General features: G+C 33.4%; 19 protein-coding genes. 3 read left to right on the forward strand and 16 right to left on the reverse strand.

The window, feature by feature from the left end; all coding sequences use genetic code 11:
* Position 1 precedes the first annotated feature (1 nt).
* The 11 genes from ACNI3C_RS07865 to ACNI3C_RS07915 are packed head-to-tail and all read right to left on the reverse strand — an operon-like array spanning position 2 to position 14202.
* Positions 2-634 carry a class I SAM-dependent methyltransferase gene (locus tag ACNI3C_RS07865; RefSeq protein WP_419769268.1) on the reverse strand — a complete coding sequence of 211 codons (633 nt, stop codon included), beginning with the start codon at positions 632-634 and terminating at the stop codon, positions 2-4.
* Positions 631-1674, reverse strand: coding sequence for an ABC transporter substrate-binding protein (locus ACNI3C_RS07870; RefSeq protein ID WP_419769269.1), 1044 nt, complete (start codon positions 1672-1674; stop codon positions 631-633). The genes ACNI3C_RS07865 and ACNI3C_RS07870 overlap by 4 nt, the downstream gene beginning before the upstream one ends.
* A 9-nt stretch (positions 1675-1683) precedes the next feature.
* Positions 1684-3726 carry a TonB-dependent receptor plug domain-containing protein gene (locus tag ACNI3C_RS07875; RefSeq protein ID WP_419769270.1) on the reverse strand — a complete coding sequence of 681 codons (2043 nt, stop codon included), beginning with the start codon at positions 3724-3726 and terminating at the stop codon, positions 1684-1686.
* A gap of 17 nt (positions 3727-3743) precedes the next feature.
* Complete coding sequence (locus ACNI3C_RS07880) at positions 3744-4214, reverse strand: hypothetical protein (protein WP_419769271.1); 471 nt, start codon at positions 4212-4214, stop codon at positions 3744-3746.
* Positions 4215-4223: 9 nt separating this feature from the next.
* A complete protein-coding gene (locus tag ACNI3C_RS07885) occupies positions 4224-6152 on the reverse strand; it encodes a TonB-dependent receptor plug domain-containing protein (RefSeq protein ID WP_419769272.1) in 1929 nt (642 codons plus the stop codon).
* Positions 6153-6167: 15 nt separating this feature from the next.
* Positions 6168-8237 (reverse strand): TonB-dependent receptor, encoded by a 2070-nt coding sequence (locus ACNI3C_RS07890; protein ID WP_419769273.1) that lies wholly within the window; start codon positions 8235-8237, stop codon positions 6168-6170.
* 9 nt (positions 8238-8246) lie between these two features.
* Positions 8247-9251 carry an ABC transporter substrate-binding protein gene (locus tag ACNI3C_RS07895; RefSeq protein ID WP_419769274.1) on the reverse strand — a complete coding sequence of 335 codons (1005 nt, stop codon included), beginning with the start codon at positions 9249-9251 and terminating at the stop codon, positions 8247-8249.
* 2 nt (positions 9252-9253) lie between these two features.
* Positions 9254-11476: a TonB-dependent receptor gene (locus ACNI3C_RS07900; RefSeq protein WP_419769275.1), complete on the reverse strand. Its 2223-nt coding sequence runs from the start codon at positions 11474-11476 to the stop codon at positions 9254-9256.
* A gap of 59 nt (positions 11477-11535) precedes the next feature.
* Positions 11536-12294: an ABC transporter ATP-binding protein gene (locus ACNI3C_RS07905; RefSeq protein ID WP_419769276.1), complete on the reverse strand. Its 759-nt coding sequence runs from the start codon at positions 12292-12294 to the stop codon at positions 11536-11538.
* Entirely contained in the window at positions 12294-13289 is a 996-nt protein-coding gene (locus tag ACNI3C_RS07910; protein ID WP_419769277.1) for a FecCD family ABC transporter permease, read from the reverse strand. The genes ACNI3C_RS07905 and ACNI3C_RS07910 overlap by 1 nt, the downstream gene beginning before the upstream one ends.
* Before the next feature lies 1 nt (position 13290).
* Positions 13291-14202 (reverse strand): LLM class flavin-dependent oxidoreductase, encoded by a 912-nt coding sequence (locus ACNI3C_RS07915; protein WP_419769278.1) that lies wholly within the window; start codon positions 14200-14202, stop codon positions 13291-13293.
* Positions 14203-14330: 128 nt separating this feature from the next.
* On the opposite strand from ACNI3C_RS07915, the gene ACNI3C_RS07920 reads away from it, so the two are divergent.
* Together ACNI3C_RS07920 and ACNI3C_RS07925 are read left to right on the forward strand one after the other, a co-directional pair.
* The gene (locus ACNI3C_RS07920; protein ID WP_419769279.1) at positions 14331-15293 is read left to right on the forward strand and encodes an ABC transporter substrate-binding protein; all 963 of its coding nucleotides are present in this window, start codon (positions 14331-14333) and stop codon (positions 15291-15293) included.
* On the forward strand, positions 15293-16030 hold the full coding sequence (locus tag ACNI3C_RS07925; RefSeq protein ID WP_419769280.1) for a class I SAM-dependent DNA methyltransferase: 738 nt from the start codon (positions 15293-15295) through the stop codon (positions 16028-16030). The genes ACNI3C_RS07920 and ACNI3C_RS07925 overlap by 1 nt, the downstream gene beginning before the upstream one ends.
* A gap of 36 nt (positions 16031-16066) precedes the next feature.
* On the opposite strand, the gene ACNI3C_RS07930 is transcribed toward ACNI3C_RS07925, so the two are convergent.
* The 4 genes from ACNI3C_RS07930 to ACNI3C_RS07945 form a co-directional block, all read right to left on the reverse strand.
* Positions 16067-17101: an ABC transporter substrate-binding protein gene (locus ACNI3C_RS07930; protein WP_419769281.1), complete on the reverse strand. Its 1035-nt coding sequence runs from the start codon at positions 17099-17101 to the stop codon at positions 16067-16069.
* Positions 17091-17690 carry a globin domain-containing protein gene (locus ACNI3C_RS07935; RefSeq protein ID WP_419769282.1) on the reverse strand — a complete coding sequence of 200 codons (600 nt, stop codon included), beginning with the start codon at positions 17688-17690 and terminating at the stop codon, positions 17091-17093. Before ACNI3C_RS07935 ends, ACNI3C_RS07930 begins: the two co-directional genes overlap by 11 nt.
* 223 nt (positions 17691-17913) lie before the next feature.
* On the reverse strand, positions 17914-18408 hold the full coding sequence (gene ftnA / locus ACNI3C_RS07940) for a non-heme ferritin (protein WP_419769283.1): 495 nt from the start codon (positions 18406-18408) through the stop codon (positions 17914-17916).
* Positions 18409-18552: 144 nt separating this feature from the next.
* The gene (locus tag ACNI3C_RS07945) at positions 18553-19035 is read right to left on the reverse strand and encodes a Fur family transcriptional regulator (protein ID WP_419769284.1); all 483 of its coding nucleotides are present in this window, start codon (positions 19033-19035) and stop codon (positions 18553-18555) included.
* 200 nt (positions 19036-19235) lie between these two features.
* On the opposite strand from ACNI3C_RS07945, the gene msrA reads away from it, so the two are divergent.
* Positions 19236-19727: a peptide-methionine (S)-S-oxide reductase MsrA gene (gene msrA, locus ACNI3C_RS07950; RefSeq protein WP_419769285.1), complete on the forward strand. Its 492-nt coding sequence runs from the start codon at positions 19236-19238 to the stop codon at positions 19725-19727.
* Positions 19728-19779: 52 nt separating this feature from the next.
* Here msrA and ACNI3C_RS07955 read toward each other — a convergent pair whose 3' ends face one another.
* On the reverse strand, positions 19780-21684 hold the full coding sequence (locus tag ACNI3C_RS07955) for an ABC transporter substrate-binding protein (RefSeq protein ID WP_419769286.1): 1905 nt from the start codon (positions 21682-21684) through the stop codon (positions 19780-19782).
* Positions 21685-21835 lie beyond the last annotated feature (151 nt).

The following is a 21835-nucleotide window of genomic DNA, read 5'->3' on the forward strand; positions in this document are numbered from 1 at the left end:
TTTATTTTTTAATATAAACCCAAAAGCCACTTTTATCATCAATGAGTTCAACTGTGCTGGGGTTTAAAGTCTCTATAATTTGTGGTAATGTTGCTTTTTTAGACTCAAAAGAGTCTTGGACAGGGGCTTTCCAATTAGGATTGTTCTTTTTCATTGTTTTCATGATTTTATGACGTAACTCTTCAGTCCCAAAACCACAGCCAATGTACCCTTGCCCTCCTTTTTTTAAGATACGAAAAATTTCTCCATAAGCTTTAGCCCAATCATCCCAAAATGGCAATGAGCCTCTGCTTATGACCAAATCCAAACTCTCATTTTCATAGGGAATATTATGAATATCCCCATTTAAAAATGAACTTCGATTAGTTAAATTCTCATTTTGAACATATTTTTTTGACAGTTCGAGCATTTTTTCTGATTGGTCAAAAAATATGATGTGCATCTGAGTGGCTTTTGCTAAGGCTCGTCCCAATGCTCCAGTGCCACATCCTGCATCTAAACATTTCCCTTGTGTCAGTAGGGATTTTTGAATAATTTGTTGCGCGATAACGGGATAAATTGGAGCAAAAACTTCTCGAACAATTTGATCAAAACTTTGTGGGTCGGTAGCCCCTTTATGTTTTTGTACATTCATTGATTAACTCCTTGGTCTATAGGTATTTGTTTTAAAAGCTCTTTGATTTGAGTTTCTGATAACGAGACATTTAAAAAAAGTTGGTAAAACTTTTTCGTTTCGTCTTCTAAATTAAATGGAAATTTTTCAGGATAAAGCAATGACATTAACCATTGAAGACCTAAAATTCTCATGAAAGAAGGAGGTCTATCAAACCAATTAAACGGTTTTTTAGGAATATAATAGACTCTTTTATTTTTAACTGCATTGAGTGTTTGCCAAAGAGGAATATCTTTGATTTTATTGAACAACATCTCTTCTTGGACTAAAATTACATCTGGATCATATTGTATTAATGTCTCCATTGAAATTTTCTCAAATCCTTTATGACTGGTAGTCTTACAACGGTGTATATTAACATCTCCTACAATCTGTAAAAGTTCAACATGAATGGAGTCATTGCACTCTGTCGAAAGCCCATCAACACCCTCCGCATAATATACTTTTGGACGGTTTGCTATAGAAATAGTGCTGATGGTTTTTTTTACATTTTGAAATACATTTTTGGTATAAGAAGCTAAGATTTGACTCCGTTCTTCTTTATTTAAAACTTTACCTAAAAAGTTAAAAATTTTTGGGTAGTCCAACAGTGATTCTTCTTTAACATAAACAATAGGAGTATTTAAAACTTTAAGGCGTTCTTCCTCTTTTTTTGTTATGGTATTATTATGTGACCACATAATAATTAAATCGGGATGCTGGGACAAAAGTACTTCTAAATTTGCACTTTTACCTGCACCAAAAATTCTGCCAATAGTTGGAAGTGTCTCCATTTTTTTGTTGAGATAAGCGAGATTTTCCTCTTTTATATTAAATATCCATCCTGAAAGTAAAGAGGGATCCATTGCATAAAGAGCATATGAACCATAGGGTGAGGGTGCATATACCTTTTGAATTGAAGAAGGTATTTCAACTTCTTTATACATCATATCTTCTACTATTTTTGCATCTAAATATAAGGTATTGAGTAAAATTATGGTTATTATATAGAGTTGTTTCACTTAAAAATCCTAAAATCGAAGAGAAAGTTCTGTACCAATTGTTCTTCCTCTATCATAATAATACCCAGTGGTATATCGTGTTGCATATTGTTCATCAGTAATATTTCTTCCATATATTTTAATTGTTGTATCTAATCCATATAAGATAAAATCTTTTGAAACATTTGCATCAACTCTTGTGTAGTCTCCTAAATGAACATCCGTTGAAGTACCCATTGCACTCGTTGAACTGGTATAGGCACTGGCTTTTTTTGCAGATATATTAAAAGAGTACTTGCCATATGTGTGGTTTAAAGATGCTGTGTAAAGATTTTTTGGTGTTGAGGTTCCAATGCTATCATTGTTATCTGTGGTATTAACCAACATTCTTGTATAAGAGAATTTATATCGTGTTACATTGTTTATTCTCCCATTTAAGGCAATCTCTAAACCACTTCTAGTTGAATCAGATTCAGTATAATAGTAATATTCATTGCCATCAGAATCCAGATATGTATTTGAAGTTGCAGTTTTTTCATTTTTTATATCTACATCAAAATAAGTAATTATTGCATTAAAAGCTTTGGAGTAGTTCCCTTCCAATCCTAATTCCCAACGAGTTTGTTTCTCTTCATCTAAAGGTTCCCCTGATTGTGTGATTAAATTAAAATCTCCACCTCCACCTTCATTCGAATTCATATATCGGAGGTTTATTTTATGCGTATCATCAATATTATAAAGGGCTCCTAAGACATATACATTAGCAGGTGCTAAGTCAGAATTATTGTTGGCATTAAGATTATTTAAAAATTGTGCCTCAGTTCTTGAAGAAGATGAGTGATCAATTATTTTCTGATCTCTTCTATACCCAGCATTAAGAATTAAATCATCATTAAACAAAGATTGTTCAAGTGAAATAGCATAACCATATACAGTAGTTTCGTAGTCATTATAGCTGTATGATAAGTTTGGACCTTTCCCTTCGCTATTAGTTAATTGTGTTCCTATTTGTATTGATGTATCATTAAACTGTGCATTGTGTCTAAGACTATAGGTTTGTGTTTTTTCTTTATAATATTTATCAGAAGTTGAATGTTCACTTTGTTGATATTTAAGATTAGAAAGACTAAATAGTGTTATTTGATTTTCATTCCATATATAGTTTCCATCAAAAGATATAAGAGAAGTTTTTAATGGGTCGTAATACCATTCAACAGGACTAATATTTCCTTGTGTATCAACCCCTTTTTGCATTTCAAATCGTCCTTCATCTTTATACCCCATAATGTTTAAAGTTAAACTTCCAGATGAGATACCTCCATTAATCATACCTGAACGTCCATCATTTCCATCAAACCAATCGATGTCACTTGGTCTGTTAAATCTATTTAACATTCCCCCTATATATCCAGAAATACCGTTGTTATTAAAGGTTGTTCCTGCATAAATGTTTTGACCATTTGCTCCTGGATGACTTTCAGCTTTTTCATAAAATGTAGATATGATTCCCTCTGTTTTTTTAGGATGTTTTGTTCTTATAATAATAAAACCTATATTTGTTCCTGAACCACTGTTTGATGCCCCTATTTCAATACTTGGTGCAAGTGTGAGAGTGGTCGAATTTTTTACGATTTGTATCTCTTCAATTGCACTCATTGGAATTTTATATAAAATTCTATCGGCAGCTTGTGGTAAAATTGCTCCATCAATAATATAAGTTATATTTCCACCACCACGCATATTGATAAAGTAGGGGTGTTTCCTTCCTTGGTAAGTTAAGTCAAGCCCTGTTGTTTTATTGAGTAAATCAAAAATATCTTTGGGATTTTGAGCTTCAATTTCTTCTTGGGTGATTACTTCTGTTCCAAATTGTGCAGTTTTTTCAATACGATAAAGGTTCTCTGGGCTACTTATATCTAAATCTTCTCTATATGCAGTCTCATTATTCTCCTCAATATTTATTGGAGCGAGTAAAATATTATTTTGTTCATTTGCTTTTAAAAGAGTTGAGTTGATAAAAGTAATCACTGTTATTAAACTTAAAATATATTTCTGTAATCTGTTTTTCTTCATTTAGTTAATTCCCTTTTTTAATATGAGTTTTTTTGTATCATGCGTACTTGAATATTCTCAAGTGCATAAACATGTCTTGACCCTGTCAGAAAATCTTTTTTAGAATACAGAGAAAAACCTTCGTTTTCATAGACCACAATCACTGCGTTTCCAATGTCTGTGTTAAACAGTTCGTTGTAGCTAAATGCCACGGCATAATCATCCATGGCAGTTGCTAAAACAACCACTTGATTGAGCTTTTTTTTGCTTTTTATATCAATGTGTGCATTTTGAATAAGCTGTATGAGCAAAACTCCACTCTTTTTTTGTGCTGCTTGTTTGGTTTGACCTGAAGCACACACCACTGCAACATCGGAAAGCGTAGTGTGTGGCAGTTTTGCAAAACTCTCTTTGTCAAAATGAAGTGTTTGTTGAACTTCTCCATTGACACTTAACGTTGCAGCAAACAGATGTAAACAACTCAACAGACTCACTATAAACAGTTTCATCATCTATCCTTAGAATGTATATTTTAGATTTACGAAGTATTCTCTTCCTGCTTCGTAATATCCTAAATCGTAGTAGTAGTTTTCATCTAATACATTTTTCACACCCGCTTCAAATGTCATATCGTTATAGTCATATCCAATTTTTGTATTCACCGTTGTAAAATTACTTTTGTCATACGTGTTATTTCTATATTGAAGGTAAATGTCTCTTTCATTTTTCACATTTGCATAAACATATAAATCTTTTAAGATGTCATATTGAGCGTAGAGGAAAGTGGCATGTTTAGGTATTCCTGTTCGTTTATAATCGCTGTTATTTTTATCTTCGATATTGATATAGGTATAATTTGCTCCCGATGAGAAGTTCTCAAAATAGCTGTTTAATTCAAGTTCAATACCTTTATGTCTGAAATCTCCAATATTTTGGTTTTGATTAAAAGCCCCCACATTGACGGATTGAATGGCATCTTTATAATCCGATACGAAAAAGTTTGTTTTAAAATCAAAATTTGAAGTCACTTTATTTGCATAAGAGAGTTCATAGTGTGTTGCTTTTTCTGCATCTAAATCGGGATTGGCCAAAGCCGTTCCCATCCCTGTTGAGTATCTCTCTTTCATAGTCGGTGAATGTGTTTTTCTGGAAACCGTAAAACTTACTTTTTGTTGTTCGTTAATATCATAAAAGAGTCCAATTTGTGGATTAATACTGTCCATATCTTTGGCTTTTTCATAATTAACCCCCGATTTCCAAATGGTATCATCACTTAATCTGTCATAACTTATGCCCGTAACTAAAGATAAAGAGTGTGTTAAAGAATAGGTATCTTCTAACGCTAAAGAGATTGTACTATTGGCATAATCTTCCTCTTTTACATTGTTTTCATCAAAACCTTTATGTGAATCATATTTGTAACTGACCGAAGATACTAACTCATGATTGGTAAAGGGCATTCCCAGTTCTGCTGATGTACCATAACTGTAATCATCATATCTGCTCCCCCACGTCACTTTTTGCCAATTGGTATTGTAATTTTCTAAATAGTTGTCAAACTTATCATAGAACCATCGGGTTTTGAGATAATTGTCTCCAATTTTATTGTCTGTAAAAGCATAGACTCCTTCTTTATCCCATTGTGGCCAATTCCAATATCTTGGACGACTTAATGTACTGTCATCTATGGTTGTATTTTGTTGCTCTTTTTCACCATCGATTTTAGAATACATGATGGCATATTCACTCTCATCTGTTGGTGTCCAGCCTACTTTTAGACTGTATTTTTTATCATTTGAAGCAGAATGCAGTCTCTCTTGTGTGGGTTGATTATTGGTATATGTAAAATCATCGGATAAATCAAAATGATCTTTATCTCGAATACTTCCTGCAAATTGAAGATAATAGTTTTTTTGTTTTGTGCCTAAGTTGATGGAAGTTGTATATTGATTTAAACCCAAATCATTATCAAAACTAGTGCCTAAACTGATATCCCCTTCAAACTCTTTTGTTGGTTTTTTTGAGATCAGATTGACAACTCCAGCCATGGTATTCGCACCGTATTTAACCGAAGAGTAACCTTTTGAAATATCAATTTTTGATAAATCTGCTGTTGTAAATCTTGAATAGTCAAAATTTCCATCATAGGGAACATAAATGGGAATACCATCCATAAATACTGCAACTCTTGTAGAACTAAAACCTCGAATAGAGATGGTTTTTTCAGCTCGGGCACCTGAATTTGATAAATAGATTCCAGCCGTATTACTGAGTGCTTCAGATATGTCTGCATAGTTGTGCAATTGAATATCTTCGCTGAAAATTTCAGTTGAATTATTCACATCTTTTTGTCCACTGATATCAATCTCTCCCAATGTAAACTGTTCCGTATCACCCGCATGTAACAGTGTTGCCAAACATATTGAATATAAAACTCTTTTTTTCATTTTTTCTCCCTTGATTTAGAATTTAACTTGCAGTGCTAAAGCACCATTGATACCCGCTTCATTGGCTGTATAATACGCTGTACTTGAAGCTTTACTTAAGTGTTCTGAGTAATTTTTATCAAAGATATTATTGAGTTCAAATGAGACAACAGCACTTTTAAATATGCCCAATTCCCCAAACGCATAACTTACAGACGCATTGGTTAAGGCATATCCTGCAGTCTCTTTTTCTCCATTGATTGCAGATATTCTGTCTTGTTTATCCACCAACTCTTCAACTACTTCCCAACTTAACCCTTTTTTCTTTCGTTGAGCAAGGCTGAGTTTGAGTTTTTGTGGTGTGATATACGCCAGTGGTTGATTGTCATCTTCATTTTCACCGTGTGTTTGTGTGTAGGTTGCTTCGGCAAAAATATCATCGGCGATTTCATACCCCATCAGTAATTCTGCTCCATAAACAGTGGCTTCATCTAAGTTGATATACTGTTTGATGGTCAGATTTGTAGGAGTAGTTTTATAACCCGTATCGACCAATTCAATATAATCTTTATATTTTTGATAGAACAAAGCGGTGCTGTAGTAAAATTTATCAATTTGACCATCTGCCCCAATATCTGCCCCATAGACTTTTTCATTTTTTAATGTTTGATTCGGAATTTGGCTTCCATTGGAAGGGTTGTTCCCATATTGTTCATTAAAATAAGGTGTTCTTGTTGCGTTAGAGAGTTTAAAATAAGGGATAAAAGCCGATGATACTTCATATCCAATGGTTGCACTTAAGGATAAAAGATTGTCTTCTTCATTGGTATTTTCCTTAAGTGTTTGAGATAGAAGTACAGCAGGAACTAAGGTGGCAAATTTTGCACTGTTGATGTTTGAAATAACATCTCTTTTAACATACTCATATCCAGCAGCTAGATTGAAAAAAGTTTTATCATACTGAATCTCATCAGAGACATTGAGCATAAAAGATTTTATTTCACCTTCCGTGATTCCAAAGGCTTTTTGCCAAGGATTCCATGAACTGGTACCATAATTATAGGTTCTTACACCATTGGTAATATACATGTTAGAGTAGGTTGATGAAAAAGCCAAATGATGATTGCTCAAATCTTTTTGTGCTGACAGTTTCAAACCGTCTGTTTTACTCTCTCTGAAAAGCTCTTGTTGCTCTTCAATGGCAGCTTCTCTTTTAACATTGTAGTCATAGTGTAATTCATTTTTAAAATATTGCACTTCAAGGTTACTTAAGCCTGCGTAAGCCATTTTTTTAAATCCAGCAAAATAGCTTTTTGCTTCATCATTGGGTCGGTCTGTATAAGTCCAAAAGCCATTTGAAGGGTTGTACCAACGGGTTGTAGGATCACTTGATTGTGCATCGTCTTTCATGTATCTGGCATATACATAACTGTCCGGTGAGGTTTTAATAGAGAGACTTCCATTGTAGTTGGATGTTTCATATTCAGAGTGCAGTATTTCATCTGAATTTCCATCTTCATAGTTATTGTAGTTATTAAAACCACCACCTAAAGAGAGATTAAAAATGTCATTGTAAAGGGTCGTTCCCAAGGAACTGCTGTAACCATCTTTGGATAAGAAACTTCCTTTTGCATTGGCAAATCCAGAGAGATTGACCTCTTTTGTATCCCCAAATTTTGGCTCTTTGAATTTAACAACAACGGCACCACTCATGGCTCCCATTCCTAATGTTGCCCCATTGGCACCACGGTAGACATCAATTTCAGCAATGTCTGTTAACGCAAACAGATTGGTTGAGTCGTCATGTCCCGCATTCAGACGCATTCCTTCTATAAAAACAGGTACCCCTTTATTCCCACGACCTCTAATATAGGGTTCATTGGCATAATCCCCTGATTTTTTAAACTCTACATAAAACTCTTTTTTTAATGAGTCACTTAATGAAGTTGAGACTTTTTCATCGGTTGTAATGGTTTTTTTACTGTTAATGAGAGATGATTTCATGAGGGTATTTTCAGCAATATCAATCTCTTCTATTTTTACATCTTGTGCATGAGCATTTAAACAGCATAAATAGACAGCAACGAGCGATAATTTAATTTTCATTTTTTTCCTTTAATTCAGTATTTGATTGAGTTGATTTTCAGAGAGTTTTGTACCCATAAATTTTTCATAAAATTTTTGTGTCTCTTTTTTCATATCCACATCTTTAAAAAGTTCGGGGTACATTTTTTTAGCAACCCATAAGATGCACAAGGCTTGTTCTGGTGTATAGTGTGTCCAAAAATGCGCACCCATAGGCACAGAATAGACCTGTTTGTTTTTGACTGCTTTTAAATCTTTGAATTTGGGGTTATGTAAAGCCATTTTTACATCTTTTTTGCCCCAAACAAAAAGATAATCGGGGTTTAATACAAAGAGTTTTTCCATATCAATAGAGAGATGCTCTTTGGTAAGATGTGAGCTAACGGAAATTCCGCCCGCTTTTTCAAAGATGGCATTTGCCGTAGTGACCATAGGCATAGAAAGATTACTTACTCGAAGATACAAAGCACTTTTTTTATCTTTTATTTGGCTGGTTCTGTCTTTAATGAGTTGAACAATACCCTCATAATAGTTGTTATAATCCAAAGCATGAGATTGCATATTAAAGAGTTGACCTAAAAAGGTCATACTTCTTTGAATGTTATTCTCTCCTTGCCAATTAATCACAGCAGCTTTATACCCTTTTTTTTCAACTACAGCTGCAGTAAGTGGGTTATTGACCAACGCAATATCAAACTGAGTTTGTGCCAGTTTTTCAAAGTTTGGTGTCCAAGTGGGTGGGTTGGATGAAACTTGTGGCATGGAAAAGAGTTTGGGTAAAAACCACTCTTGGTGTTTCCAAAAGGGCATTTTACTCAGACGCTCATTTTCAACACCATTGTGAATGATGTTCCCTTTTTTAAAAGCAAATAAAAAGGCATTAATTGCAGGTGTTCCTCCCACACTGACAATGCCAGTGATTTGGTCAGGAACAATGACTTCTCGATTTGCCATATCTTTGATGATATGATTGGATTGTGCAAAAAGATTCAGTGTTATGCAACACGTTAATAAACACAGATAAATTTTTTTCATGACTAAAACTTATATACCATACTTAATACAGCTGAAAATGGAGCACCTTGGTAATAAGAGGTGGCACCTGTTCTGGTGTCATCCAAACTGTTTTTGACAACCCCAATGTACTGTTTATCAAAGATATTTTGAAGCGCCAAAGAGAGTTCCAGTTTCTCTTTTTTGAGAACATATTTTGTGTTGAGATCAAACACAGTATACGCATCAACTTTTTCTTTATTTTCTGCATCACCGTATCGTTTACCAATGTATCGTGCAAGTGGGCTGAAAGTAAAATTATTATACGTAAAATTCACTCCCAATTTTCCTCCAATTTTTGCAACATCGGGGATTTGATTGTTTTGTGTTTCTAAGTAAGTGTTGGTTGCCAATAAAATATTATTGTCAAATTCAAATCGGTTATAATACACAGAGGCAAAGATGCTTGTATTTTTTGAAAGATTATAATTCCCTTCGAGTTCCACTCCCATTGATGTAGCTTCGGAATCACTTTTATAATAACTTAAATTTAAAGCGGGATCATACACCGTGACCTGTTTATTTTTGTATTTTCCATAAAAGAGAGTATTTTTAAAGTTAAAATTTTTGTAATCGTATTGGGTAAAGAACTCAATGTTATCTGAAGTTTCAAGTTTGAGTTCATCCCATAAATCTTGTAACGTGATTCCAGCAGCTTGAAATACAGCTGTTTTTGAGTTATAAATCGACCACAAAGGACCTTGCCAAGGATTGGCATAATTTTTTGCATAGCCTCCCCCAATTTTCCAATTTTGATTTAATTGATGGTCCAGTGCTAAACTGGGTAACAGAACATCTGAACTGCTTTTATCAACATGCATACCATTTTTTACACCACTTGAGGCACTTAACGCTTCATCGTAAGATAAATCGGCTAATCCTGCTGTGTTGTAACCAGTTACGCCAGGAAAGTCATACATCAAGTAGCGTAAACCTACATTAAAATGTGTTTTATCAATGGTTTTTTCATAACCAAGATAGGGTGCATTAGAGACTCTTTTATCAATATCGGTTAACATGGCAGTAGAGGCATAGGTTAAACTTCCATCGGCGTTAATTTTATAAACTTTTTGAAGTTCTGGAGGGGGAGTACTCTCCATCTCTTGATACCACCATCCTCCATAAAGTTTACCTTCGGCTAAGGGGTGTTCAAACTCTAAATTCATTCCATATGCTTCTTCTCGAATGAGCATCTTTTTTACAGTACCCGTTGTTGCATCTCCAAAGTATCGTGTACCTTTACTTCCTAAAGTATAGGGTTTGAATTTAATTTTAGTATTGCCCATTTGTGTATCTAAAGCCATGTAATAAAAGTATTCATCAAAGGTTTGTTTATTGAAGTCATAATACATGGCATCGGTGAATTTATTTCCCGTGATGGTGGTATTGTAATCGACTGAATAGTTACTGCTTAATGATTGCGTTTGCGCATATGTTAATGGCATATATTCATCTCGGTCAAAAATATTATAGGCACCAAAAATTTCTAATTGAGTGGTATCCGAAAGATCAATGGCAGACATGAGTTCAATATTTTTACGTTTTATATCACCTTCTCCTTTCCATTTGTCATTTGACATGGTTGAACTTGAGATAAAAAAATTGAACATATCATTGATTTTTCCACTGTCAAGACGCAAAAACAGTTTTTGAAAATTATCTGTACCTGCACCAACGGTAACCATACCTCCCGCTTCATCTTTAGGTTTTTCCAGTTTTAAATCAAGAGAACCACTCGTTGTTCCTAATCCCATGCCTTTGTTTGCAGGGGTTAATCCTGTAGTAAATTCAAGTGATGAGGTATTCTCTTGATCCAGTAAATATCCTGTTCCCCCATTTCCTACATTAAACCCAAAAGGAACACCTTCAATGGTTGTACTTAAACGACTGAAAGTATCTCCTAATTGACCACGAACTCGAAGCATATTTTGATCAACGGTTAATCCGTAGGCATCTTGAGTTTCTACATTAACAGAAGGTAAAAGTTGTAAACTTTTAAAGTAGTTGGTTGAACTGGTTCCTTGGATTGCAGCAGCTGCATTACCATCAATAATTCTGGTTTGATTATTTTCATTTAAATTGTAAAAATAATTGACACTGTTTTCGTTGATGTCTATGGGTGCCACTTGCACACTTTGCTCCTCTTGTGCAAAAGATGAGGTGTTGATTAATACGAATAACAACAGACTATAAGACTTTTTTTTCATTTCTTCCCTTTTTATTTCTTTATATATTTCTTTATATAACGCTCAGTAAAAAAATTTGTTTATACAGCTATGCAAATTTTTCTGTCGCTTAAATGTACGATTTTTGATTCTAATTGATATACCGTTTTAATATTATCCTCCCTTATAATGATATTTGGATCCCCTTTTTCCAAGATTTTCCCTTGATCTAAAAATATGGCTTCATTGGAGACAAAAAAGACATGATCAGGATAGTGACTGGTTTTAATAAAGGTCAAATCTTTTTTTGACAACGCTTTGATTCTATTGAGCAGTTTATATTGGTTCCCAAAATCCAAACCATTAACTGGCTCATCCATGATAAACACATCGGCTTGTTGAGCAATGGCACGAGCTATTAAAATCAGTTGTCGTTGACCACCACTTAACGTGGTATAAATTTCATTTTCTAAATGTTTTATGCCTAAAATTTCTAAGGCATCCATACAGATTTTTCTGTCTTCATTGTTATAGTTTGAAAAGAGTGATTTATAGGGCATTCTTCCCATGAGTACAACATCTTTAACCAAATAACCAAAAGCCCCATCATGCACTTGTGGAATATACGCCACACGTTGAAAAAAAGCTTTGGGTTTGATGTTTTGTATGAGTGTATTGTCAAAATAGACTTTCCCACAGCTGGGTTTCAAAAATCCCAATAATATTTTTAAAAGAGTCGTTTTTCCACATCCATTGGGACCTAAAATAGAGATGACATCAGAAGAGTTAATCTCAAAATCAATCCCTTTTAAAATCTCTTTTTTCCCATAGGAAAATTTTAAATCTTCAACGGCAAACATCAACCCCATCCTTTTTTAACATTTTTAAGTGCATACGCAAAAAATGGAATTCCAATAAGCGAAGTTAATATTCCTATGGGAATTTCCACACTAAAAAGTGTGCGTGAAATGTTATCAATGATTAAAAGATAGATGGCGCCAATGAGTGCTGAAAGGGGAACAATAACAATATTATTTGACCCAAACAAAAGTCGTGTGATATGAGGAATCACTAAACCAACCCAGCCAATCATTCCAGCAAGAACAACAGTAAATGCACTGATAAATGTTGCAATTAAAATAATGACAAATCGTGTCAATTTGACATTGATACCCAAACTTTTTGCCTCTTCATCGCCTAAACTTAAAACATTGAGATATTTTGATAAAAAAATCATTAAAAATATTCCCAATAAAATAGGAAGAGTGACAACATAGATGGTCTGTTTATCAATTAATGCCAAACTTCCCATGAGCCAATAGACAATTGCGGGTAACTCATCGTATGGGTCTGCCATATATTTTGTGATAGACAATAATGAACTGAAAAATGCAGAACTGACAACGCCCCCTAAAATGAGAAGAATGAGTTGATTTTGTTTATTAAACATGGAGATAAACAAAGCAATAAATACTGAGAGTATTCCAAATATAAACGAAGAGGCTTGTATGAGAATAAACTCTTTAAAAAATATCATGCCCAAGGCTGCACCAAATGAAGCACCTGAAAGTACCCCTAAAATACCAGGAGAAACCAGAGGATTTCGAAACATCGATTGAAAAGCCACGCCTGAAATGGCCAATGAGGCACCAATTAAAATAGAAGCAATGACTCTTGGAAAGCGTATCTCTATAATAATATTTTGCATCAATTGAGCATTGTGTACCTCTGCAAAACCCAATTTGTACAAAAAGAATTGCACAATCTGAGTGGTGGTTAAATTGTATTGTCCTAAAGACAGAGAAAACAAAGCCAATACAATTAATATAATAAATAGCACTAAAATCGATTTCATGTTACAAATTTACCAAAACGTCTTTCGCAAATAACTCCAAGGATTGTTTGTTTTTTTCCACTTCATTTGAAATCGGTTTTAAAGCTAAGTTAGTAATACCCAATGCTTTTAACTCTTTAATCTTATTTATACAGGTCTGTTTATCTCCTATAATACCATTATCTATCCAATAGTTCTCATCATAAAAGATGGGACTTGTAATGCCTTGAATTTCCATTTGTTTTCTGAACCTTTGTAATGCTGGGAGTGCTTCATTTATAGCTTCATCGTTGCTACTGGCCATATAAAAACCTCTTGAACACATCATTTTTGGAGAATTGTGATGGACGTGCAATTTTTTGTATTGTTCAATCATGTTATGTATAATCTCAGTAGACCAAAGATGAGCCGCCATGAGACCAATGTCTCTTTTTGCTGCAAATGCAATGCTGCTTTCATCTTTTGAAGCTATAAACGTCGGAATATTGCCAATAGGTTTCGGGAATACATCGCTTGATGCATCTAAATATGAGAAAATTTCATCAAGACTTGTAAGCATTGATTCGCGCGAATTTTCAAAATCAAACAGTTCAACTTGTTTTTTAAAGGGACCACCTTTTGCGACACCAAAATAGAATCGGTTGTTGCTGAGAATATTCAGTGTTGCAACTGCCTCAGCAACCATAATAGGATTATATATCGGAGTTAGTATGGAAGCTGTTCCTACATTCATTTTTTTAGTATTCGCAATGATATATGCCATGAGAGTCAAAATCGATGAACTTAAACTGAATTTATTGAAGTGATGTTCTGTTATCCATACTTCATCTAAACCCAATTGTTCACCTAGCATAATCAGTTCGTGTTGATTTTGAAAAGCTTCTTTGTAATTGTTACCCCAATTCTCATATAAAAGCATTAAACCTATATTCATTTTCTACCTACTTGCAATTTTTCGTTATATATTGTACTATATAACGAATAAAAAGTATACACAAATTTGTATAAAAATTGTATATTTTTTATACAATTTCGAAGAAATTTTACAGTTTAGGAGCTATTATGAGAAAAATTCTCATTTTTTTGTTGATTTTAGGTGCAGCATTTGCAAAAGAGAGCATTACTGTTTTTGGTGCTTCTCCTCCTGCAACGTATCTGCTATATTCCATTGACCCCACCGTCATATCTGGTACAAATTATACATTTAAAGATAAAGAGTTGAAATATTTAAATCAAAACATGAATGCCCTTCCTGTAATTGGAGGTTGGTTTGGACAAGGGAAAACGCCCAATTTTGAAACATTGATTAAGGTAAACCCCGATTTGATTTTAACTTGGAATTATAAAAATTCCTTCAAATCAGTCGATGAGAAACTGCACAGTTTGGGGTTTAAAACGTTGGGAATCAATATTGATACACTCAAAGATTATGTGAGTGCGTATCAAACAATGGGGAAAGTTCTCTCTTTACAGAGTCGAACAGATAAGTTATCTGAGTATACACAAAATGTTTTAAATGAGTTAGAAGCATTGCGAAAAAACATTAAAAAGAAAAAAGTGGTCTATTACGCCGAAGGCATTGATGGTTTACAAACAGAGTGTTATAACTCAATACACGCAGATTTAATTGAATACATTGGAGGATACAATCCTCATCGTTGTGAAAATAAAACAGGTTTTGGACGAGACCGTATAACCTTAGAGCAACTGCTGTTATATAACCCTGACATTATCATCACTCAAGAAGAGGCTTTTTATAACTCAGTGTATACTCAAAATAAATTTCAAAATATACGTGCTGTTAAAAACAAAGCGGTTTATTTGATTCCAAGTGAACCTTTCAGTTGGTTTGATAGACCCCCTTCTTTTATGAAAATATTGGGTGCTCAATGGTTGGGTAATCTGGTTTATAAAGAGATATATTCCATAGATATAACAAAAAGAGTAAAAGCGTTTTATGAACTGTTTTTAAATGTTTCATTAGAAGATGTAGAGATAAAAAATTTATTAGAAGGAAAAGAGTAATGGAAGAGTTTTGGGATTTTAAATCAAAAAATTACCCCACACCATTTGACGAATATGGGTTGGTTACCCCAACAAAAGTGATTTCAAAAGTGAAAGATTTTGGTGTTGATTTTAGATCAAAACGTGTTTTAGATATTGGTTGTGGTACAGGTTTATACAGCAGTATTATTGCAAAAGAAGCGGAACACATTGTTGGGGTTGATCTCTCAAGTGGTATGCTGGGACGATTTAAAGAGTATATACATATAAATGATTTGAAAAATATTGAGTTATTGCAAAGTGATTTTAAAGCGTTTGATACTCAAGAGCAGTATGATATTGTATTGAGTGCAATGACACCAGCAATCAGCTCGTTTGAAGATTTGAATACCATGATGAGTTTGTCAAAAAAGACCTGTATTTATGTCTCTTTTTCAACGGAAAGACACTCCCCTTTAATGGATGAAATTCTCTGTTTATTGGGATTTGAAAACAGAACAAAAGATAAATTTAGTGACACAAAAGCCTATTTGTGCTCATTGGGTTATGATATAAAAGAGGAGTTTTTTGAACACAATTGGACACAAGAAGGAACCTTAGAAGAGATGACAGAGGATGTTTTAAAGCATTTAAAGATGCGAAAGATAGAAGTGAGTAAATTGAAAGTCAAAGAGTTACTTCAACCCTATGTTGTTAATGGGAAAATTGTAAGAGAGACTTTTTCGAATATTGGTGTATTGGTTTGGGATAGAGCATAAAAACAAAGAAGATACCGCTTGGGTATCTTCTTAAGATTAAAAGGCTGCTTTGGTAATTTTACTTAATGTATCATCATCTAAATCAAAATTAAAAAACAGTTTGTAAAAAGCTTTTATTTCGTCATTGATGTTTTGGGTGTAATATTCTGGATACATGATTGAACTTAACCAATGAATCCCCAACAATCTCATAAACGAAGGGGGTCTGTCAATCCAGTTAAAAGGTGTTCTTGGTACTAAGTAGACCTTTTTTAATTTGACAGCATCAAGCATTTTCCACTTTACACTGCTGAAGATTTCTTTGTAAAACTGTGGTGATTGCACAATAATATAATCCGGATTGGCTTTGAGTATGGTTTCAAAATTTATACTCTCCATTCCCATAATACTTTTTTGTGTACACTCATAAATATTTTTTGCTTTTATAAAACGAAATTGGGTGGTATGAAACGAGTTACTGCAATCGCTTTGTAAGCCATTTTGTCCTTGAGCATAATAAAAACTCACCCGTTTATCTTCAGGTATTTTAGCCGTCATGGTTTGTATGTCTTGAAGTGCTTTTTGAGCATATAAAGCCAATGCTTCACCTCTGGTGGGTTTGTTTAATAACTCCCCTACAAATCGGAACATTTCAGGTGATTTTTCTAGGTTATCTGCTTCTACCATGACAATAGGAATTTCAACTTTTTTCAGCGCAGTTTGAACTTTTTTAAGTAAAAAATCATTTTGCCAACTCAAAATAATTTGAGCATGTACACTTAAAAGTTTTTCAATACTTGCTCCTTTTTGGTTTCCATGCCAACCACCTAAAACAGGAAGAGACATAAAATGTTTTCCCAAATACGCTTCACTTCCTAAGTTGTTTTGATTGTAAGCTGGAAAATTTAATCCTACCAATAATTCTGGGTTATATAAAGCAACCAAAAATGTTGTAGGAGGAGCTGAACCAAAGATGCGTTCAATGTTATTGGGAACTTCAATTTGGTTGTTGCTCATATCGGTGATGGTTCTTGAAAAAAGGGAAGAACTTATGAGCAGTATTAAAAGAATAAATAGGATTTTAGTTTTCACAAGGTGCTCCTAAATCAAACTCATGTGCAATGGTTTCAAAAGGGTATCGCATAGGGGGTTCCATTGTGGTACGTCGGTTGATCATTCTTAATGACATCGATTCAATCCATTCCCAAAAAGCTTGGATATGTTTTTTAGGGAAATTGACATCTTTTAAAGTTTTTTTATAAAACATCAACCAAACGTCTCTGCCATGTTCATCGATGGTAAAAGGAAAATGACGTGAACGTAAATGAGGATGACCATGTTTTGAAGTGTATCTCTCTCCACCGCCTAAAGCTTCCATGAAAAATTCTGCTGCTCTTTGATTGACGATTTCAAACTCTTTTTCATCTTTGGTAAAGAGATCTTTAATGGCACTTTTTTTGAGTAAACCATGATGATGTGAGACCATATTGATGATATTTTCTTCCCCAAATTCTTCAAAAATAGCCTTAGGAGGAAAGGGTACAGGAGGGTAGACGAAGTCAATCATACTGGGTTTTACCCCTTGTGCATGAAACTTTTGTGTGATATCACAACTGCCGAAACTTTTTATTTCGTTAATGGGTTCGTTTTTTAAATTGACAAACGGTTGGTTTGTGTGCATGAGTTGTCCTTTACTTATTGTTTTATGTGAAAAATGCAAGCAGTAAGTAAATAAACACCGAAGTATATAAAAATATATAACGTTTGTCAAGAGAAGCACTAAAGAGAGTTTTAAACAAACGTTACTGAAAACCTTGTGATGATTTAAAACGACAGATAAGTTCGCATGAAAGTTTTAAAATTAGGAGAAGTTCATCACAAGGCTTTGTTATAAGTTTGAAAAGTTATTTTCTTACTAATGTGCCAATCTCTTTGTCAATCATATGTAACCCTCGACCTTCTAAACCAATAATGCTCATTTTGTCTAAAATTCCTTTAAACAGTGCCTCTTCTTCATGTTGTTCACTGACATACCATTGAAGAAAATTAAAGGTGGCATAATCTTTTTGCGCTAAAGTCAATTCAACGAGTTCATTGATTTTATTTGTAATAAACTGTTCATGTTTATAGGTTCTTTCAAAAACATCTTTGATGTCTTTAAATTGATAATCGGGTGCATCTAACGCACCAACAATGGCTTGTGAACCAGTTTCATTGATATACTTAAAGAGTTTGTACATATGTCCTAACTCTTCACTGGAATGTGTCTCTAAAAATGAGGCAGCACCATTTAAGCCTTGAGCTTTGCACCATGATGACATCGACAAATATAAATTTGAAGAGAAATGCTCCAAATTGATTTGTTCATTCATTTTATTTAATACTTCTTTTTTTAACATCGTTTGTCCTTGTTTTATTTTATTTTTAGTGGCAATTTTTTTTATACAATTTTAATTTTTTTGAGATCCTCCTTCTTTTTATTTGTTCCAATTGAATAAAATAGGCACCATTTATTTTTGAGTGTTTTTTGAGAAATGAAGCCACTATTTTGAAGAGTTTAAACATTGTTTGCATACCCCACTTATAATGACATTAAAATGAAGTGCTTTAAAATTCATTTTTTCAATGGTTGATAAAAAACTTGAATGTATTTTTGCATCTTCAAACTCAATGACTTGATTGCACTCTTGACAATACAGATGATAGTGTGGTTGTTTCAAATAGTTTAATTCATATCTTTTTTTATCTTGAATCGCCAAACTTTCAACTACGCCAAAATGCTCAAAAGAGGAGAGGGTTCTGTAAACAGTTGAAGCACTCAATAAACCATCGTTGTAGGTCTCTGAAATGGCAATAATCTCTTCTGCACTTAAATGGGATTGGCTTTCAAAGAGTATTTTTAATATGGTTTTTTTATTTTGTGTTAGGAGTTGTTTATGATGATTAAGTCTCTGTTTGACTACGTTTAAGAACTCTTTGTAGTTTTTTGAGTTATTAAAATTTTTTACATTTGCTTTAAGTGACATAAGATCTCTTTTATATATTGATATTCATTATTAATATTGTAATAGTATGATAACCAATCTTAATCTATACTTAATATTGATATTTATTATCATTAAAAAAAGATTGAATATTTTTTATTAAAAAAAAGTATTCAACTGTTTTAAAAATAATTGACATATAATGGTTAAGAGTAAAAAAGATAAGTATAAAGGTTTATTTCATGCGTAGTAAAAAAGCATATTTTGCAGCAGGATGTTTTTGGGGAGTTGAATATCATTTTGAGAAATTAGATGGTGTCATTCGTGCCATCAGTGGTTACATGGGTGGTGTTACCCCAAACCCAAGTTACAAAGAAGTGTGTACGGGATTAACAGGGCATTTGGAAGTTGTTTGTGTTGAATACGATGCAGAAGCACTCCCTTTTGAATCGTTGGTTAAACACTTTTTTGAGATACATGATTTTACTCAAACCAATGGACAAGGACCTGACATTGGAAGCCAATATTTAAGTGCTGTTTTTTATAACGATGAAGCTGAGAAAAAATGTGTGAAAGAGATTATTGCACTCTTAGAAACAAAAGGATTTCACGTTGCAACAATGTTGATTTCAACTCACAATACCCCATTTTTTGAAGCGGAAGAGTATCATCAAGATTACTACTTTAAGCACAACAAAACGCCTTACTGTCACACTTTACGAAAGATTTTTTAGTTACTAAAAAGTGAAGTGAGTGAAGCCATTAAACGTTTCACTCATGTCTAAGTTACAAAGAGTCAAAAAAACAGTATCTGTTTTTACCTAATTTTTTGGCATTGTACATAGCGGTATCCGCTTTTTTCAAAATATCACTCATACTCTCGTGGTAAGCTGCTTGAACGGTATAAATACCAATACTTGCAGAGACTTGAATAGTATAATTGTCATAGGCAACAACAGATGAGGCATCTTGTAATAATTGTACAATGATATTTTTCCAAGAGTTCAGATTGTGTAAATAAAATACAAATTCATCGCCACCAATTCTTGCAATGGCTCCATAAGCATCAACTGTGTGAAGAAATTGTTTTGCTAGGGTTTTTAGAAGAAAATCTCCTGCTTCATGGCCAATGGTGTCATTAATGTCTTTAAATTTGTCCAAATCAATAAACCCTACAATGATATTTTCATTTTTCATTTTTGATTCAATGAGCATATTTTTTAGAAGTTCTTCAAAGTAGTGTCTGTTAGGCAACATGGTTAAAGGATCATGGTGCGCTTGTTTTTTAAGAAGTTTTTCTGCTAAATCTCTTTTGGTAATGTCAATGGCTTGTGAGACAATCTCTTGTTCTTCGTTCTCTATTTTAGGCAAAAGGGTATTGTGCCATTCACATTTAATAATTCTATTCTCTTTGGTGAGATTTAAATTGGTAAAAAGATACAAGGTTCCATTTTGTTGTATGCTTAAAAGATTTTGTTTGACCTCATTTTTTGCATCAGTGGGAATTAAAAATTCAAATATATTCTTTCCCATAACCTCCTCTTTTGTCCAACCAAATAGTTTTTGAGACTGGGTATTCCAACCAGTGAGTGTAAAGTCTTTTTTCCATACAATACCAGCTGAGGCTGAGTTTTCAAAAAGTATGGTTTGCCGAGTGAGACTTTTTTTGATTTTTTTATTGGTAAGATAGATATAAAAAGCAATACCAGCCAATGCTAAAGCCACTGATAACGTCAGGGCAATATAGATATAAAATCGTGTTAAATCTACTGCATAATTGGGTTTATAATAAAAATTAGTTAAATCTTTTTTCCCTTTTATTAAGCCAAATAACCCATACGTTTGTATGATATGTTCCCATCTGCCAGGGTTGCTGTGACCTATTTGGACAAAATCAGGATTAATGAGTTTTGTCAATACCTCTGCTTCAAATTGCAGTTGTTTTTTCGTTTTGTTTTGCGTGTTGTATTTTGTTAAAATGAGTTCTATGATTTCATCTTGATGTTTTAATGCATATTCCCACCCCTTAAAAGTGGCTTGACGAAACTTTTCGACTGATTGCAAATTGTTTTGTACAAAATCTTGAGTTGCAAAAAGTGTATCTCCGTAAAAATCGAGTCCATAATGTCGTGGTTCTAAAATTTTATACGGTATGTTTTTACTTTTTAATATATAAGGTTCATTTGAACTGTAAGCATTCACGGCAATGACTTTATGATTTAAAAGATCCTCTAAGTGTTTTTTATTTGGAACAAAATTAATTTTGTTTAAGTCAATGCCTTCTTTTAAAAACATTGCTTTAAGTTCAATGTCTTGATTTTTTCCCATAAGTGCAATTGCTCCGCTTCCAACTAAGTCAACGGGACTTTTATATTTGTCAAAAGTGAGTAAAACATTTGGAGAGTGTTGCATAATAACGCCAAGATTGACAATGGGTTTTCCATTAAAATATTCTAAAACCAAGCTGGAATTAGAAATACCAAAGTCAGCTTGTTTTGAAATTACAGCATTAACACTGTCAACTGATGGCCCACCTTCAAGCAGTTTTATATCCAACCCTGCGTTATTGTAAAATCCTTTTTCTAAAGCAGCATAATAACCCGCAAATTGAAATTGATGGTACCATCTGAGTTGAACTTTCAGTTCATTATTATGTGATAAAAGTAGGGTTTGCAGAACAATTAAGGACAAAAGTATCAGTTTAATTTTATTTCTCCAAAATAAGATATTTAGTTATTTATTAAAATAATACAATGTTCTGGCTTTATAATACAAATTTGTGACTCATTTGTATGTAAATTGTATATAAAGTGTACATTTTAAAAACCACAATGGGTTTTAA

It is taken from the genome of Marinarcus sediminis (SeqCode) (assembly GCF_048571275.1).
In the GTDB taxonomy this organism is placed as follows: Bacteria; Campylobacterota; Campylobacteria; order Campylobacterales; family Arcobacteraceae; genus Marinarcus; species Marinarcus sediminis.

Coding starts and splice junctions, on each gene's coding strand:
- ACNI3C_RS07925 (WP_419769280.1), top strand. CDS start 15,293: ATGGAAGAGTTTTGGGATTTTAAATCAAAAAATTACCCCACACCATTT.
- ACNI3C_RS07905 (WP_419769276.1), bottom strand. CDS start 12,294: ATGTTTGCCGTTGAAGATTTAAAATTTTCCTATGGGAAAAAAGAGATT.
- ftnA (WP_419769283.1), bottom strand. CDS start 18,408: ATGTTAAAAAAAGAAGTATTAAATAAAATGAATGAACAAATCAATTTG.
- ACNI3C_RS07880 (WP_419769271.1), bottom strand. CDS start 4,214: ATGAAACTGTTTATAGTGAGTCTGTTGAGTTGTTTACATCTGTTTGCT.
- ACNI3C_RS07895 (WP_419769274.1), bottom strand. CDS start 9,251: ATGAAAAAAATTTATCTGTGTTTATTAACGTGTTGCATAACACTGAAT.
- ACNI3C_RS07875 (WP_419769270.1), bottom strand. CDS start 3,726: ATGAAGAAAAACAGATTACAGAAATATATTTTAAGTTTAATAACAGTG.
- ACNI3C_RS07900 (WP_419769275.1), bottom strand. CDS start 11,476: ATGAAAAAAAAGTCTTATAGTCTGTTGTTATTCGTATTAATCAACACC.
- ACNI3C_RS07890 (WP_419769273.1), bottom strand. CDS start 8,237: ATGAAAATTAAATTATCGCTCGTTGCTGTCTATTTATGCTGTTTAAAT.
- msrA (WP_419769285.1), top strand. CDS start 19,236: ATGCGTAGTAAAAAAGCATATTTTGCAGCAGGATGTTTTTGGGGAGTT.
- ACNI3C_RS07910 (WP_419769277.1), bottom strand. CDS start 13,289: ATGAAATCGATTTTAGTGCTATTTATTATATTAATTGTATTGGCTTTG.
- ACNI3C_RS07915 (WP_419769278.1), bottom strand. CDS start 14,202: ATGAATATAGGTTTAATGCTTTTATATGAGAATTGGGGTAACAATTAC.
- ACNI3C_RS07865 (WP_419769268.1), bottom strand. CDS start 634: ATGAATGTACAAAAACATAAAGGGGCTACCGACCCACAAAGTTTTGAT.
- ACNI3C_RS07935 (WP_419769282.1), bottom strand. CDS start 17,690: ATGCACACAAACCAACCGTTTGTCAATTTAAAAAACGAACCCATTAAC.
- ACNI3C_RS07885 (WP_419769272.1), bottom strand. CDS start 6,152: ATGAAAAAAAGAGTTTTATATTCAATATGTTTGGCAACACTGTTACAT.
- ACNI3C_RS07920 (WP_419769279.1), top strand. CDS start 14,331: ATGAGAAAAATTCTCATTTTTTTGTTGATTTTAGGTGCAGCATTTGCA.
- ACNI3C_RS07945 (WP_419769284.1), bottom strand. CDS start 19,035: ATGTCACTTAAAGCAAATGTAAAAAATTTTAATAACTCAAAAAACTAC.